The sequence below is a fragment of the Nocardia aurea genome (genome assembly GCF_003123685.1).
GTDB lineage: Bacteria > Actinomycetota > Actinomycetes > Mycobacteriales > Mycobacteriaceae > Nocardia > Nocardia aurea.
In genome coordinates, this window is record NZ_QCYJ01000127.1 from 59,114 (window position 1) to 75,430 (window position 16,317).

A 16,317-nucleotide genomic window follows, 5' to 3' on the forward strand; every position below is an offset into this window, starting at 1 on the left:
CTGGACGCGCCGGCCGAGTACGAGCAACTGGTTTCGATTCACGCGCACGACGTTAAGCGGGCGTGAACCGATGAGTCAAACAGATGACCCAGTGCGTCCCATTATGTGGGACAGTGCGGTTGCTTGTGTCCGTTCACCAGGATGCGAGGATGGTGGTGTGTCATCACCGCATCAGTCCGTGCCACCTTCTGAATCGTCCCACACCGTGCCCGAGGGATCGGATACGGGTAGTTCGACCGAGCACGACCGACCCGCACCCGCCGCGAAGGTCATCAGGACCCCGCGCCTGGCGTTTCTCGGCGTGGTCGTGCTGCTGCTCGGCACTTTCTTCTTCTTCGTCGGCGCGCCCGCCTTCCTCTGGTGGCTGATGTTGCTGCCGGTAGCCGTGGGTGTCTGGGTGCTGCGCACACAGACCACCGTGTCGGAGTCCGGGCTCGATCCGCGCACCGTGTTCGGGTCGCGGCATCTGGACTGGGCACAGGTCGAAGGGCTGCGGATTCCCAAGCGCGGCTTCGTCCGGGCGCGCCTGACCGACGGTTCGGAGGTGACGTTGCCCGCGGTGAGCTACGACCGACTCCGGGACCTGATCGTCGCCTCCGACGGACGGATTCCCGACCTGTTCACCGCGGCGGAGGAAGCCGAGGAACGGGCCTGGGCCGAGCGCGCGGCCGCCGAGAAAGCGGAGGAGGAAGCCGCCGGGAAAGCGGCTCGGGAGACCGAGTCCGAGGCGCCCGAAAAAGTCGCGGACGAGCGAGACTGACGGCGACACGCACGCTTTCGTGTGACGGATGACACGAGTGGCGAGAGCCACATCCTCGCCGCGATAGACTGGTGACGCTGCGCACATCGGCGCGCATTCCGGTGACACACTCCGAATCGCGCGCCGCCGAGACGGTTTCGGGACCGACACCTCCCCGATGACACCGCCCGCGCCGACGACAACCCTCGCGGCGACACCGAAAGCCCGACGACAGCACGGTAGGCCGGGCATACCGAACGGCGGTGACCACCGCGAAACCACTCCCACGCGACACTCGTGACCGCCCGTCTCCCCCGGCTCCCGCCGACGGTGAGCGGGCCCGCCGGGAGTACCGTGGGGTGGCCGGCGAGCCGGCGCCGCGCTGTCGCACATCAGCCCCCCGCGACCCATCGAGGACCTTCCATGCCACCGCTTCGTTCACGCACAACCACCATCGGCCGCAACGCCGCCGGAGCCCGCGCCCTGTGGCGGGCCACCGGTATGACCGACTCCGATTTCGGTAAGCCGATCGTCGCCATCGCGAACTCCTACACCCAGTTCGTCCCCGGCCACGTGCACCTGAAGGATGTCGGTGAGATCGTCGCCGCCGCGGTGCGTGCCGCCGGCGGCGTTCCGCGCGAATTCCACACCATCGCGGTCGACGACGGCATCGCCATGGGTCACGGCGGCATGCTGTACTCGCTGCCCTCACGCGAGATCATCGCCGACTCGGTCGAATACATGGCCAACGCCCATACCGCCGACGCGCTGGTGTGCATCTCCAACTGCGACAAGATCACCCCCGGCATGCTCAACGCCGCGATGCGGCTCAACATCCCGGCCGTGTTCGTCTCCGGCGGTCCGATGGAAGCCGGTAAGGCGGTCGTCGTCGGCGGTGTCGCGCAGGCGCCGACCGACCTCATCACCGCGATCTCGGCCAGCGCCAATCCGGACGTCTCCGAGGACGGGCTGTCCGAGGTCGAGCGCAGCGCGTGCCCGACCTGTGGTTCCTGCTCGGGCATGTTCACCGCCAACTCCATGAACTGCCTCACCGAGGCGCTCGGACTCGCGTTGCCCGGCAACGGTTCCACGCTGGCCACCCACGCCGCGCGCCGCGCGCTGTTCGAGCGGGCGGGCACGGTCGTCGTCGATATCGCCACCCGCTGGTACCGCGACGACGACGCGTCGGTGCTGCCGCGCAATGTCGCCAACGCCAAGGCCTTCCGCAACGCGATGGCGCTGGACGTGGCGATGGGCGGATCGACCAACACTGTGCTGCACACCCTGGCCGCCGCTCAGGAGGGCGAGGTCGACTTCGATCTCGAGACCATCGACGAGATCAGCCGTCGCGTGCCGTGCCTGTCCAAGGTGTCGCCGAATTCGGACTACCACATGGAGGACGTGCACCGCGCCGGTGGCATCCCCGCGATCCTGGGCGAACTGCGCCGGGCCGGGCTGCTGGAGACCGACGTGAGCACGGTGCACACACCGAGCTTCGACGAATGGCTCGATACCTGGGATATCCGCTCCGGCAAGGCCTCCGAGGAAGCGATCGAACTGTTCCACGCCGCACCGGGCGGGGTGCGGACCGTGGAACCGTTCTCGACCGAGAACCGCTGGTCCTCACTGGACACCGACGCCGCGGGCGGCTGCATCCGCGACAAGGAGCACGCCTACACCGTGGAGGGCGGCCTGGTCGTGTTGCGCGGCAACATCGCTCCCGACGGCGCGATCCTCAAGACCGCGGGCATCGACGAGGATCTGTTCTCCTTCCAGGGCCCGGCCGTGGTGGTCGAGTCGCAGGAGGAGGCGGTCTCGGCGATCCTGGGCAAGAAGATCAAGCCGGGCGATGTGATCGTCGTGCGCTACGAGGGCCCTTCCGGCGGTCCCGGTATGCAGGAGATGTTGCACCCCACCGCGTTCCTGAAGGGCGCGGGTCTCGGCAAGGTGTGCGCGCTGATCACCGACGGACGTTTCTCCGGCGGCACCTCCGGGTTGTCGATCGGGCACATCTCGCCGGAGGCGGCGAGCGGCGGTGTGATCGGTCTGGTCAACAGCGGCGATCAGATCCGCATCGATGTCGCCAGCCGCACCCTCGAGGTGCTCGTGGACGACGCCGTACTGGCCGAGCGTCGCGCGAAAATGGAAGCGTCCGAACGGCCCTGGCAGCCGTTGGACCGCGAGCGCACCGTGACCACGGCGCTACGCGCCTACGCCGCGCTCGCCACCTCGGCGGACAAGGGCGCGGTGCGGCGCGTTCCGTAAAGCCCGCGATACCCGAAAACGACGGCGCCCCTCGATCCTTCGCGGATTCGAGGGGCGCCGCTGTCCGCGCGGACTCTTCCGAGGTCACCGGCGATCCGGAGTTGTTCCCGCGCGATGTCGGCCTGTGGAACCAGTGGGCCCGAATCATCCCGAGGACCGGCCGCCGCGGCCCACGATCAGTCGAAGGGGCCGATACCCGTGAACGGGTTGCCGCCGTGCAGGTACCAGTAGGTGCCGACAGCGGCGACCACCGCGAGGACGAGGACCACGAACGACCCGTACCGGGGGCGGATGGCCCAGCCGCGGTTGCGATCCAGCGACCAGCGTCCCGGCCCGGTCAGGAGGATGACCACGGCGGTGCCCGCGAGCACGCTCTCCAGTTCGACCCCGGACGGCACGCTGCCGCGGTACTGGAAGCCGGGGATCATGCCCTGTTTCCACGCCCACGCGTCGAGGATCACCGCGAGCACCGCGCCCGCGGCGAGCGGTGTCACCAGACCGAGGACCAGCAGTGCGCCACCACCGAGTTCGCCGACCGTCACCAGGACCGCGCACAGCGTCGCGTGATCCCAGCCGCCGGCGGCCATCATGTCGCGGGTGCCGTCGAGGCCGGGACCGTTGAACCAGCCCGTGAGCTTCTGGAGGCCGTGATAGATGAAGGTGCCACCGACCACGAGACGCAGGACGCACAGTCCGAAATCGAGCGTGCCACGGCGATTGTCGACCGGTCGACGGCGCAACGACCGACTCGGCTCGCCCGGGGTGTTCGCGGCCGGGGGGATACTCGCGTACGAATAGGCGGCCGTCGCGCCCGCCGAGCCCGCACCGGCACCGGCCGCCGTCGCGCCCGCGGTGGTCGGCGGCGCCGCCGTCGCCCCGGTGCCGGAGGTGTCGGTGGGTTGCGACACCGTCGTGTCGGTGGGTCGCGACAGCGTCGGCACGTCCGGCCCCGGATCGAGACCGAGTTCGTCGTCGGTGCGCGCCACGCTGTCCGCGGTGACCGTGGTGCTCGGCGCGGGTTCCTTGGTCATCCCGACCCTGGGCAACTGCCCGGTCGGGGAATCGTAGGGGCTGCCGACACCCTTCCCCGTGGACACCGCTTTCTGCGCACCGGCCTGCGGCTCGGTCTGCTCGAATGTGTCCTTCGGCTTATCGGCCACGGCCGTGCCTTTCTGTCGCTCGGTTCCACCGGGCCGGATGGGCGTCAATGGTTCGCTCGCTCCGCTCACAGGAGTCGATGGTTCGCTCGCTCCGCTCACTCACGGGGCATACCCTATGCCGCGCGGTGCGGTCCGACCGCCCGAACGCGACGGCGTGTCAACCACCCCGCGACACCGCGGGACCCACGACACCCACCCGGGAGGGGCGCGCCCGGCACTATTTCCGTAACGTCTGAGCTATGAGTGTGGTTGTCGTGGGTCGCGTCGCGATGTGTCTGGCGCTCGGTGCCGTCCTGGTGGCCGGATGCGCCCGGTTCGACGATTCGGCGTCGAGCCCGTTCACCCCGGAACCGACGTTCAATCCGGCCGATCCGAAACCCCCGTCGAACACACCGCCGTCGACGACACGGCCGAGCGGCCCGTGCATCGATCCCGACCCCGCCGTCGTCGCCACCTGCCTCGACACCACCGGCGGCATCATCGGGATCAGTGAGGGCGCGCTGGTGGCCGAACGCCGCACCGGGCGCATCCTCAAGGTGGTCGACCCGGATACGCCGCCGGTCGAGGTCGCCAAGGTCGATGTCGACGGCTCGACCGACGGCGGGCTCAGCGATATCGCGCTCTCGCCCACCTATCGCGAAGACGGACTGATGTACGCCTACATCACCACCGGCAGCGACAACCGGGTGGTCCGCATCGGCGAGGGCGGCTCGCAGAAGGACATCCTGACCGGAATTCCCAAGGGGCAGACCGGTAATCACGGCGCGCTGGAGTGGGCGACGCCGGATCAGCTGCTCGTCCTGACCGGTGACGCGGGCAATCCGGGGCTGGCGTCGACCCCCTCTTCGCTGGCGGGCAAGGTGCTGCGCGTCGACTCGCCCGCACCCGGCGCGTCGTCCTCGATCGTGCTGTCGGGTATCGGCGTCGCCGGTGACCTGTGCCGCGACGGCAAGGACAGCGTCTGGATCACCGACCGCACGCCCGGAGAGGACCGGCTGCAACGCCTCGGCCCGGACGGCCAGGTCACCGTCGGGTGGACCTGGCCGGACCGACCGGGCGTCGCGGGCTGCGCGGCGGCGGTCGACGGCGTCGCCGTCGCGATGACCTCGGCGAAGGCGCTCGCGCTCGCCACGGTCGACGAGAACACCCACGCGATCACCACCGCGCCGAGCCTGCTGTCCCAGGACAAATACGGTCAGCTCGGCGGCGCGACCATCGGACCCGACGGCAGTTTCTGGGTCGGCACCGTGAACAAGACCGATGGACAGCCCGGTCCCAACGACGACCGCGTCGTGCGCATACCGCTGCCGCAGTCCGGCGGAGGCGGTGGACCCGACTAGGTACCCGGCCACGAAGAAAGGCGCTCGCACCACGTGAGCGCCTTTCTTCGTGCGCGGGCCGTACGGCGAGGACCGAACTCGGTCCTCCGGGAAACGCCGCCCCTCACTCGCAGGCGGCGATGACCAGTTCGCGGACGCGGGCCGCGTCGGCCTGACCGCGCGTCGCCTTCATGACGTCGCCGACGATCTTGCCCGCGGCGGCGACCTTGCCGGAGCGGATCTTGTCGGCGATATCCGGGTTGGCGGCCAGTGCCTTCTCGACCTCGGCGCGCAGCGCGCTGTCGTCACTGACCATGCCGAGGCCCTTGGCCTCCACGATCTTCGCCGGATCGCCCTCGCCCGCCAGCACGAAATCGACGACCTGCTTGGCGACCTTGTTGTTCACCGTCTTGGCCTCGACCAGCCCGATGACCTCGGCCACCTGCGCGGGCGTGATCGGCAGATCCTCCAGCGCGACCTCGCGCTCCTTGGCCTTCTCGGTGAGGTAGGCGACCCACCAGGAACGCGCCTCGTTGGCGGGCGCACCCGCGTCGACGGTGGCGATGATCAGATCGAGCGCGCCCGCGTTCACCAGGTCGCGCATGACCTCGTCGGACAGATCCCAATCGGACTGGATGCGGGCGCGCCGCAGCCACGGGTACTCCGGAATGGTCGCGCGTAATTCCTCGACCCGATCCGCCGCGGGCGCAACGGGTTCCAGATCCGGCTCGGGGAAGTAGCGGTAGTCCTCGGCGGTCTCCTTGATGCGACCGGGTGAGGTCGTGCCGTCGGACTCGTGGAAGTGGCGGGTCTCCTGCACGATGGTGCCGCCGCCCGCGAGCACCGCGCCCTGGCGGCGCATCTCGAAACGCACCGCGACCTCGACGCTCTTGAGCGAGTTCACGTTCTTGGTCTCGGTCCGGGTGCCGAATTCCTTCGCGCCCACCGGCATCAGCGAGACGTTGGCGTCGCAGCGCAGCGAACCCTGCTCCATCTTCACGTCGGAGACGTCGAGCGATTTCAGTACCTCGCGCAGGGCGGTCACGTAGGCGCGGGCCACCTCGGGCGCGCGCTCACCCGCCCCGGTGATCGGCTTGGTGACGATCTCGATCAGCGGCACACCCGCGCGGTTGTAGTCGAGCAGGGAGTGGCTCGCGCCGTGGATACGACCGGTCGCGCCGCCGACGTGCAGCGATTTACCGGTGTCCTCTTCCATGTGGGCGCGCTCGATGTCGACGCGGAAGATGCTGCCGTCGTCGAGCACCACGTCCAGGTAGCCGTTGGTCGCGATCGGCTCGTCGTACTGGCTGATCTGGTAGTTCTTCGGCTGATCCGGGTAGAAGTAGTTCTTGCGGGCGAAACGGCCCCACGGGGTGATCGAGCAGTTCAGCGCGAGACCGATCCGGATCGCCGATTCCACGGCTTTCTCGTTCACCACCGGCAGCGAACCGGGCAGACCGAGGCAGACCGGGCACACCTGGGTATTCGGCTCGGCGCCGAATTCGGTCGGGCAACCGCAGAACATCTTCGTCGCGGTGGACAGTTCGACGTGGACTTCCATGCCGAGCACCGGCTCGTACCGGGAGATGACCTCGGCGTAATCCATCAACTCGGCGGTAAGTGCGCTCATAACCGACAGTCTATGTAAGCCCCGCCATCGCACCGCGCCGACCTCCGGCCGTCGGCGCGCGGCACTACTTCGGCGGGAAACGCTGGGTCAGCCAGCCGGTGATGTAGGTGAGCACTTCCGGGGAGACGGTGGTTTCGATGGTGCCGTAGTCGCCGGGAGCGCCGGTCGCACTGGGCTGCATCAGATGATTGAGGCCGGGGAAGGTGTGGACGGTCGCTGCCGGGTCACCGGCGAGCAGGTCGCGCATGGGCTGCTCGTTCTGCGCGGGGATCACCTGGAGATCCGTGCCGCCGAAGAACGCCAGGACCGGGATGCGCAGCGCGGAGAGCGCGGGGGCCGGATCGTATTGGATGAGCGCGGCGAAATACGGGGTGACCTGTGCGCCGACCTGGTCGTCGGGGAGGCGCTTGTCCTGCGGCAACGCGTCGTTGGACCGCTTCAGGAATGCCTTGGCGCCTTCGAGGTCGCCTGCCTTCAACAAGGCGGCCAACTCGGCGCTCTCGCTCACCTGTTTGTCGACATCGGCTGCGGGAGCGCCGTTGGCCGCCATGATGACCCGGGTCTGTTCGACCAGCACCTGATCGCCCGGCACCGAGGGGCCCGCCATCAGAATCGCGAAGGCCACGCCGCTGTCGGGTCGCGTGGCGACCAGGGGTGCGAGATAGCCGCCCTCGCTGTGGCCGAACAAACCGACGCGCGCCGGATCGATATCCTTTCGGCCGCGTAGGAAGTCGACCCCGGCCGCCGCGTCGCCGGACAGGTCGGTGTAATTCGCGTCCTCGAGTTTCCCTCCGGTGCCGCCGATGCCCCTGTCGTCGGTGCGCAGCACCGCGTAGCCCGCGCGGGTCATGGCGTCGGCGATCAGCAGGAAGGGTTTGTGGCCCAGCATCTCCTCGTCACGATTGTGCGCACCGCTCCCGGTGATCATCACGACCGCGGGAAACGGCCCGCTGCCGCGCGGGGTGGTGAGTGTGCCCGCGATGGTGATATCGCCGTTGCGGTAGGTGACGTCCTCGGATTCGTACGGGAACGGCGGTTTCGGCTCCTGCGGTCGCGCCACACCCGCGACCTTCCCCCGTTCCAGCGTCAGCGGCAGACTCTGGCCGCTCTGCGTGAAATCGCCGGTGATGCGGTCGGATTCGTAACGTCCGCGGAAGACCGGATCACCGGGAATGTCCGGGATCGCGAATTCCACACCGCCACGGTCGGATCGCACGTCCTTCAGTGCCACGGCGCGCAGGCCCTGCGAGGGGATATCGATGGTCGCGGCGCCGTCGCCGGTGAAACTCACCCCGATCTCGATCGGCTGTCCCGGCACCTGGATCGCGCCGTGCCAGTCGCCGGTCGTCGGCTCGGGCGGGTTGGAATCCGACGAGCACGCCGCCACCACCACGGCGGCGACGATGGTCAGTGTCAACGCGATCAGTCGCCGGGTACGCATACCAGCCACGGTACCTACGCCGGGCGGAGGAACAGGCGGATCCACGCGTCGACCAACCAGTCGCGGAAGCGCTCGACGGTCCAATCGCGTTCGCCGACGAGCAGCACCCAGTACTCGGTGGCGTTCATGCTCCAGATGACGTCGGCCACCTCGTCATCGGACAGGTCCTCGCGCAATTGCCCGGTGCCGCGCAGGTCGGCCGCGAACTCACGCATGTTGGCGGCACGCCGCTCACCGATCTCGGACCAGATCCGGGCGCACGACGAATCCGTGCTCGCGGCCTCGCGCAGGGCGAGGAAGATCGGCGCGAGCCGTTGCTGGATGGCGACCAGCGCGTCGACGTAGATCGCGATCTTGTCCTCGGCGCCGGCCGCCTCGCGGATCGCGCGGACATACTCGCGTTCCCGAGCCGGAACGGCCTGATCCGTGCCGGAGAGGGCGGTTTCGACGAGTTCTCGGAGCAGGATCGGTTTACGACCGATGGACGCGTACACCGTGTCGACGGAAACACCCGCGTCCGCGGCGATCTCGGCCACCGTCGTCGCGGCGTATCCACGGACCACGAACAGATGTCGTGCGGCGCCGAGGATCGCGTGACGTCGCTCGGCCGCCTGTGCCGCGCGTAGCGGTGCGTTGTATCGCCGCTTGCCTGCCTTGACGTTGTCGTTCATCGACGCCTATTCTACCGATATTCGTCCGATACTGATTCGGATGAATTCAGAAGGGATTCCGGCCATGGTGTACGCCTACATTCAAGATGTCCCGATCGGCGAGGAGCTCTACACGCGGATCATCGAAGAGCTCGGTCCTGAGCCACTGGCCGGTTCGCTGTTGCACCTGTGCGTGCGCCGCGACGTCGGCGGGCTGCGCTACATCGATGTGTGGGAGTCCGAGGCACACTGCGCCCGCGCGTTCCAGGAACGGATCCACCCGGCCGTCGACGCCGCCTTCGCCGGAGCACGGCCGGGCGAACCGACGGTCGAGCATCTGGATGTCGTGCACGCGACAGGCTCGCTCCTCACCGCGCAGAGCACATGAGCAGCGCCGCCGCCGCATGGCGATATGCGCTCGCGTGCGCGGCCATCGGCGTGACGGCTTCGTGCGCGAACGCATCGGAGGCCTCCGATGCGGCGAGCACATCACAGGTGTCCGGCTCGACGGACCGCCCCAGCTCCGAGGTGTGCGGCGACATCGACCGAATCGAGAAGGCCGTCTCGGAATTCGGCGTCGCCGATATCTCGATCATCGGCCAATGCACGACCGTCGCCATCGGGACCACACTGGCCGACGACGCGTCCGGCGCCGAGACAGCGCGCCGAATCTGCACCGCGGCAGCGACCGTCGCCTATGTCGGTGACATCACCGGTATCTCCGTCGCGGCGGCCGACGGGTCGGAGCTCGCGGTCGGCATCGACGGAGCGCCCTGTATCGGCGACTGAGCCGCTACAGGCCGCGCGCGTAGCGGATCGAGGCGGCGATCTCGTTCATATCCATATCCAGGCTCGGATCCGCGCGCATCGCTTCCTCGAATTCCCCCATCGCGTCGTCGACGGTCGATCGACGCGCCATCGCGATCAGCTGCCCGCGCACGTACTCGCCGACCGGCATGCCGGTGGCGGACGCGCGGCGCGCGAACCGGTCCAGCACATCGAACGGCATGTCGTAGGAGTGGATCACGGCGACGGCGTCGGTATCGATGACCGGACCGGGCAGGCAGCCCTGCTGTTCGACGAAATCGACGACCGCGTCATCGGGCACCCGCGTGCGCGCGCGAGAGATCAGTTCCCGCCGAACGTATTCGGCGGGGCCGAGTCCCGCGCCCCGCGCGCGACGGCGCAGCACGTCGGCCGTCGCGGTGGGCAGGTCGTCGAAATCGATGAGTGCCATGGGGACGAGCGTAAACCCGGCCGGATCCCCCGACCAGAGCGGTCCGCGTGTCAGCCGAAGAAAGCTTCCGCTTCGGCGTAGCGGCTCTCGGGAACGCGTTTGAGCTGCTTGGTCGCCTCCGAGAGCGGGACCAGCTCGATGCTGGTGCCGCGCAACGCGACCATCTGACCGAACCTGTTCGCGTGCACGGCCTCCGCGGCGTGCAGGCCGAACCGGGTGGCGAGGACCCGGTCGTAGGGTGTCGGGCTGCCGCCGCGCTGCACGTGGCCGAGCACGGTGGTGCGCACTTCCTTGCCGATGCGGCGTTCGATCTCCGACCCCAATTGCTGGGCGACGCCGGTGAATCGCTCGTGGCCGAATTCGTCGATACCGCCCTCGCGCAACGCGAAATCGGATTCCGGCGCGGGATGGGAACCTTCGGCGACCACGCAGATGAAATGTTTGTCGCCGCGCTGGAAGCGGCGTTTGATCAGGGTGCAGACCTCGTCCACGTCGAAGGGCACCTCGGGCACCAGCGTGAGGTGCGCGCCCGCGGCCATACCGGCGTTGATGGCGATCCAGCCCGCGTGCCGTCCCATCACTTCGACCAGCATGACGCGCTGATGGGATTCCGCGGTGGTGTGCAGGCGGTCGATCGCCTCGCTGGCGATGCTCAACGCGGTGTCGTGTCCGAAAGTGACGTCGGTGCAGTCGATGTCGTTATCGATGGTCTTGGGCACGCCGACCACCGGCACGCCCTCGTCGGACAGCCAGCTGGCCGCGGTGAGCGTGCCCTCGCCGCCGATCGGGATGAGTGCGTCGATGCCGTTGTCGTCGAGTGTCTGCTTGATGCGGGGCAGGCCCTCGCGCAGCACGTCGGGATTGGTGCGCGCGGTGCCGAGTATGGTCCCGCCCTTGGTGAGCAACCGGTCGGTGCGGTCGTCGTTGAGGATCTGGATCTTGCGATCCTCCAATAGGCCGCGCCAACCGTCCTCGAAGCCGACTATCGCGTCTCCGTATCGCCCGTTCGCGGTACGAACGACGGCGCGGATGACCGCGTTCAGTCCTGGACAGTCTCCGCCTCCGGTCAAGACTCCGATGCGCATGGCGGATATCTTGCCCCGCCCCGCGTATCCGGGGGCCTGCGGCCCCGTGAACCTTGGGTAACCAGCTGCACTCACCGTGGATCTCCGGATTCGTTCGGTAGAAATGTCGACAGGTTCTGGTCGTGCGCTCCTTCCAGTCTCGATGTCCCGGCGCGTTTCGCAAACCGGACAGACCGGGTCGGCGGAATTCGGCGTGGACGAATGCGGGAACCCGCGGTGGTCGTCCGGTCGACATTTTCTCGTTCCGCGCGCGAATCCGCCGCCGTCGCGTCGGCGGCGACCGCGCTTCCATGGGGCGCGCGCGGGCCGGGCAGTATCATCGTATACGGCCGTCGCGGTAGTTACCGCCGGGTGATCGAACAGCATAGTCGCACGTCAGCGCGTTATCGGAGCTCGATCGGCCGCGATGTCGCGCCGGAACGCACGGCGGTCCGTACGGCGTTCCGTGCTGAACCACCGGGGGCGAATCGCGCCGGGCCGGGCGAGGCGCCCTCTTCGAGAATTCGATCAGGAGGTATCGCGATGAAGGCCCTTCAGTATCGAGAAATCGGCGCGCCGCCGGAATTGGTCACCGTGCCCGATCCGGAGCCGGGACCGGGACAGGTGCTGCTGAAAGTTTCGGCGGCGGGCGTCTGCCACTCCGATATCGCCGTCATGTCCTGGCCGGAAAGCGAATTTCCGTACCGGCTGCCCCTCACATTGGGCCACGAGGGCGCGGGCACGATCGTCGCGCTCGGCGACGGCGTCACCGGCGTCGCGATCGGCGATTCCGTCGCCGTCTACGGCCCGTGGGGCTGCGGACGGTGCGCGCCGTGCGCGGCGGGCAAGGAGAACTACTGCGTGCGCGCGACCGAACTGGGCATCTTCCCGCCCGGACTCGGCGCGTCGGGCGCCATCGCCGAATACCTGATCGTGGACGACTCCCGCCACCTCGAGCCGCTCGACGGACTCGACCCGGTGCGTGCCGTACCGCTCACCGACGCCGGGCTCACGCCCTACCACGCCATCAAGCGCTCGCTGCCGAAACTCGGGCCGGGCTCGACGGCCGTCGTCATCGGGGCGGGCGGGCTCGGGCATGTCGCGATCCAGCTGTTGCGCGCGGTGAGTCCGGCGCGCGTCGTCGCGATGGATATCAGCGACGACAAACTCCAGCTGGCGCGCGCAGTGGGCGCGCACGAGACGGTGACCTCCGACGCGAAGGCCGCCGACCGGGTGCGCGAACTGACCGGCGGACGCGGGGCGACGGCCGTCTTCGATTTCGTCGGGGCCGAACCGACCGTCGCCACGGCGGGCGCCTGCGTCGCCATGGAAGGCGATGTGACGATCGTCGGCATCGGGGGCGGCACGCTGCCCGTCGGCTTCGGCGTCATGCCCTTCGAGGTCACCGTGACGGCGCCGTACTGGGGCAGTCGCGGCGAATTGCGAGAGGTACTCGACCTCGCGCGGGCGGGGGCGGTCGATGTCCACGTCGAGACATTCGGGATGGACGAGGCTCCGCTCGCGTACGAGCGACTGCACGCCGGGAAGATCGACGGTCGCGCGGTGATCCTGCCCAACGGGTGATCGCCACGGGGCGCGCGATGGCCCCGCGGCGGAGTCAGTAGAGGTAGACGATCGCGTTGTCGCCGCCCGTACAGGTCACGAAGTCGATACCCGCGGTGCAGTCCATCGTGTACTCGCGCTGGCTGACCGGGCTCGTGGCCGTCACGCTGCGTTCGTCGCCCGCTTCGGCGTCACCCGCCGCCCACCCGTACGCCTCGCGCACCGCTTCCGCGAACGGGCAGCTGGTCACCCGGCTACCCGTCGCCGAGGCCGAGTAGCGACCGACCTTCGGCTTGGACTGCGCGCAGGCCTGCGCGTCCTCCGGCAGTCGGACCGTACTCGTCGACAGATCCCGCGCCGGTGCGTCGCCGTCGCCGCCACGCGCGTGCCAGCCGATCACGCCCGCGACGGCGGCGGCGATCGCGAGCACCGCGGCGAACAGCAACAGCAGCCGAGGGGTGCGGCTGCGCGCGGGTGGTGCGGGCTGGGCCGACCGCGTGAGGTTGGCGTCGCCGACCCGGCCGAAATGCGTTGTCGGCGGGGCCGATTGCGCGGAAGGCTGCTGCGGGCGCCCGGCCGCTATCGGGCCGGAGTTCCGTGTCTGCGCGGATCGGACGGGCGGGCGAGGTGGACCGACCGCGCCGGGCCGGGATTCGCGACCGGGGACGGACGAGGCCGATCGCCCGGGAAGCCGGTTCGCCGTCGCGCTCAGATCGACGGTCGACGGGTCGCCGCCGGGCGCCTGCGGTCCCGTCGGGCCCCTGCTACCCGGTGGGCGGTTCCGCGCCAGCGCGGTGAAGTCGACGGTAGCCGCCGCGTGCGGCCCGCCTCCCTGCCCGGTGTTCGGCGTCTGCGCCCCCTCTCTCGGACCCGTTCCGGGTGAGCGCTTCTCCGACGCGACGTTCGGGGCCTGCGCTCCCTCCCGTGAACCGGCACCGGGAGAACGAGTCTCCGAGACCCTCGGGGTTCTGACGGTCGCCGCGGCCGGAGCGGCGGTGGTCGATTTCGCGGTCACCGCGTCGAGATCGACCGTCGGCGCGGACGTACCCCCGCCCTCGCCTTCGCCCGCCGCGATCGGTTCGCCCGCGTTCGGCGCGCCGGACCCCGCGGCCGCTCCCTCCCGGGACGCCGGTCCTCGCGCACCCGGATCGCCGCCACCGCTCCGTTCACGCGTCTGCCGCGCGCCGGGGCGACCCGGCGGGATCGACGGGTTCGGCCCGGACGGGGGCCGAGCGTCGCGGATCCGCCGGGTGGTCACGTCGGAGGCGCGGGGATCGCCGTGTCCGCCGCCGGGTTCCACGGCGGGGAAGACGACCGTGGTCGGGGCGGGCAGGCCCGGTTCGCGGCGCAGGCGCTGCGACTCCGGTCCGGGTGCGGTCAGCGCGGCGCGCGCCGCCGAGGCCAGCGCGCTCGCGCTGGGATAGCGGTCGGCGGGATCCTTGGCCATACCGCGGACGACGACCTCGTCCAGGACCGGGGGCAGGCCCGACTGTTTGGCGCTCGGGCGCGGCGGCGGCGCGGTCAGGTGCGAGCGGATCAGGACGTTCATGCCCTCGGCCGGGAACGGCTGTGTACCGGTGAGGCATTCGTAGAGCACGCAGGCCAGCGAATAGACGTCGGCGGCGCCGGAGACCGGGGCGGTGTCGAACCGTTCCGGCGCGATGTAGTTGTAGGAGCCGACGGCGGTGCCGGTGTCGGTGACACTCGGGTCGCCCGCCGATCGTGCGATGCCGAAATCGGCGAGGTAGGCGAAATCCGACGGCGTCACCAGGATGTTCGCGGGCTTGACGTCGCGATGCACCAATCCCTCGGTGTGCGCGGCGTCGAGCGCGGCGGCGATCTGCTCGATGATCCCGACCGTGCGGACCGGGCTCAGCGGACCTTTCTCCTCCAGTACCGACCGCAGGTCGCTGCCGCGAACCAGCCGCATATCGATATAGAGGACGCCGTCGATCTCACCCCAGTCGTGGATCGGGATGACGTGCGGTTCGGCCAGCCTGGCCGCCGCCTTCGACTCGCGGCGGAACCGTTGCTGGAACACCGGATCTCTCGCCAGTTCGGTCGGGAGCAGTTTCACCGCGACGACCCGGCCCTTCACGGTGTCGTAGGCCTCGTAGACCTCTCCCATTCCGCCTCGGCCGAGCAGTGAGCGAAACTCGTACGGACCGAATCGGGAACCGATCCGCGAATCCGCGTCATCCACCCCGTTACCTCCACCTCGCGGGCGCGGCCGTCCGGAGCGCACGCACGCGTCCACGACCTCACCTACATTGTTCGCTCCCCTGGCGTTTCACGTTTCTCAAGACGAGCATTTGCCCGAGGCCAGTTCACCGAGGTGCTCGGAGATCAGCGCCGCCATCTTGTCCATCGCCGCCATACCGTCGGAGAACGTACCGGAATCCGGTTGGGCCGCAAGCGCGACGGCGATCTGTCCGCGCGCCGTGGAGATCAGACCGAACTGGCGGACGAGATATTTGCCCGACGTGTCCGGACCCCAGCCGCCCTTGAATTCGGCGCCGTTGAACGCGCCGAGACCCCAGCGATGACTCGGGACGATCTGTTCCATGAGTTTGACCACGGTGGAGACCCGGTTCAGGCAGGGCAGTCGCGAAGCGAACCGGACCTGGTCGTTCAGCGTCCATTCCGCCTGTCCGAACGACGAGTAGTCGGTGCGGGTACGGGTGGCCGGGATGACGGTCTTGGCGTCGCCGCCTTCGCGCAGCACCGCCTCGACCGCGGAGGCCGCCTCCTGGCCGGAGCCGAGGGCCGCCCACAGCACATCGGCCGCGGCGTTGTCGGATTCGGTGATCGCGGCGGTCGCGGCGAATCCGCCGTTCGCGGAACTGTCACGGATCGCGGCGATCGTCAACGGCACCTTCATCGTCGACCACGCCGGACCGGTCGTCCAGTCTCCGAACGTGACGACGTCGTCGCCGCCGACCGCGACCACGGCCATGCCGTAGTGCCCCTTCATCGAAGCCTGGAACTGCTGGAAACCCGCCGCGAGGGTGCCCGGCAGGGTCATCTCGATCTTCGGTTCGGAAACCGCCGCGGCCTGGGTGATCGTCGAGGACTCGATCTCCTCGACACTTCCGTTCTGGGCCGCGCACGAGGTGGTGAGCATCAACGCGAGCGCGCAGGCACCGAGGGCTTTTCGAATACGACTATCGGACATAACTTGACGCATTACTTTCGAGAGCTCCCCACGATACCTGCGTACGTACGGTAACGGGTAACCGTACTCGGGCC

14 protein-coding genes are annotated in these 16,317 nt (G+C 69.1%); 6 read left to right on the top strand and 8 right to left on the bottom strand.

What is annotated here, in order from left to right; all coding sequences use genetic code 11:
- Nucleotides 1-205: 205 nt before the first annotated feature.
- Together DAT37_RS29095 and ilvD are read left to right on the top strand one after the other, a co-directional pair.
- Nucleotides 206-760: a PH domain-containing protein gene (locus tag DAT37_RS29095; protein WP_232840062.1), complete on the top strand. Its 555-nt coding sequence runs from the start codon at nt 206-208 to the stop codon at nt 758-760.
- Between the two features lie 402 nt (nt 761-1,162).
- Nucleotides 1,163-3,004 (top strand): dihydroxy-acid dehydratase, encoded by a 1,842-nt coding sequence (gene ilvD / locus DAT37_RS29100; RefSeq protein WP_109528080.1) that lies wholly within the window; start codon nt 1,163-1,165, stop codon nt 3,002-3,004.
- A gap of 176 nt (nt 3,005-3,180) precedes the next feature.
- Here the strand turns inward: ilvD and DAT37_RS29105 are convergent, their stop codons facing one another.
- Entirely contained in the window at nt 3,181-4,164 is a 984-nt protein-coding gene (locus DAT37_RS29105; protein WP_109528542.1) for a DoxX family protein, read from the bottom strand.
- 239 nt (nt 4,165-4,403) lie between these two features.
- On the opposite strand from DAT37_RS29105, the gene DAT37_RS29110 reads away from it, so the two are divergent.
- Nucleotides 4,404-5,504 (top strand): PQQ-dependent sugar dehydrogenase, encoded by a 1,101-nt coding sequence (locus DAT37_RS29110; protein WP_109528081.1) that lies wholly within the window; start codon nt 4,404-4,406, stop codon nt 5,502-5,504.
- Between the two features lie 103 nt (nt 5,505-5,607).
- Here the strand turns inward: DAT37_RS29110 and gatB are convergent, their stop codons facing one another.
- From gatB to DAT37_RS29125, 3 genes are all read right to left on the bottom strand, one after another.
- Nucleotides 5,608-7,113, bottom strand: a complete 1,506-nt coding sequence (gene gatB / locus DAT37_RS29115; protein ID WP_109528082.1) for an Asp-tRNA(Asn)/Glu-tRNA(Gln) amidotransferase subunit GatB — start codon at nt 7,111-7,113, stop codon at nt 5,608-5,610.
- A 64-nt stretch (nt 7,114-7,177) separates the two neighbouring features.
- Complete coding sequence (locus DAT37_RS29120) at nt 7,178-8,554, bottom strand: alpha/beta hydrolase family protein (RefSeq protein WP_109528083.1); 1,377 nt, start codon at nt 8,552-8,554, stop codon at nt 7,178-7,180.
- Between the two features lie 14 nt (nt 8,555-8,568).
- Entirely contained in the window at nt 8,569-9,225 is a 657-nt protein-coding gene (locus tag DAT37_RS29125) for a TetR/AcrR family transcriptional regulator (protein ID WP_109528084.1), read from the bottom strand.
- 40 nt (nt 9,226-9,265) lie between these two features.
- Between DAT37_RS29125 and DAT37_RS29130 the strand changes: the two genes are divergently transcribed.
- Nucleotides 9,266-9,592 carry a hypothetical protein gene (locus tag DAT37_RS29130; protein ID WP_198654492.1) on the top strand — a complete coding sequence of 109 codons (327 nt, stop codon included), beginning with the start codon at nt 9,266-9,268 and terminating at the stop codon, nt 9,590-9,592.
- Nucleotides 9,593-9,699: 107 nt separating this feature from the next.
- Complete coding sequence (locus DAT37_RS29135; RefSeq protein WP_157978768.1) at nt 9,700-9,993, top strand: hypothetical protein; 294 nt, start codon at nt 9,700-9,702, stop codon at nt 9,991-9,993.
- 4 nt (nt 9,994-9,997) lie between these two features.
- Here the strand turns inward: DAT37_RS29135 and DAT37_RS29140 are convergent, their stop codons facing one another.
- Nucleotides 9,998-10,441, bottom strand: a complete 444-nt coding sequence (locus DAT37_RS29140; RefSeq protein WP_109528088.1) for a hypothetical protein — start codon at nt 10,439-10,441, stop codon at nt 9,998-10,000.
- A 50-nt stretch (nt 10,442-10,491) separates the two neighbouring features.
- Entirely contained in the window at nt 10,492-11,526 is a 1,035-nt protein-coding gene (locus DAT37_RS29145) for an ATP-dependent 6-phosphofructokinase (protein ID WP_109528089.1), read from the bottom strand.
- A gap of 522 nt (nt 11,527-12,048) precedes the next feature.
- Between DAT37_RS29145 and DAT37_RS29150 the strand changes: the two genes are divergently transcribed.
- Entirely contained in the window at nt 12,049-13,089 is a 1,041-nt protein-coding gene (locus tag DAT37_RS29150; protein ID WP_109528091.1) for an NAD(P)-dependent alcohol dehydrogenase, read from the top strand.
- Nucleotides 13,090-13,123: 34 nt separating this feature from the next.
- Here DAT37_RS29150 and DAT37_RS46510 read toward each other — a convergent pair whose 3' ends face one another.
- Nucleotides 13,124-15,271 (bottom strand): serine/threonine-protein kinase, encoded by a 2,148-nt coding sequence (locus DAT37_RS46510; protein ID WP_408637451.1) that lies wholly within the window; start codon nt 15,269-15,271, stop codon nt 13,124-13,126.
- A 96-nt stretch (nt 15,272-15,367) separates the two neighbouring features.
- Complete coding sequence (locus DAT37_RS29160) at nt 15,368-16,243, bottom strand: class A beta-lactamase-related serine hydrolase (protein ID WP_232840063.1); 876 nt, start codon at nt 16,241-16,243, stop codon at nt 15,368-15,370.
- Between the last annotated feature and the right edge of the window lie 74 nt (nt 16,244-16,317).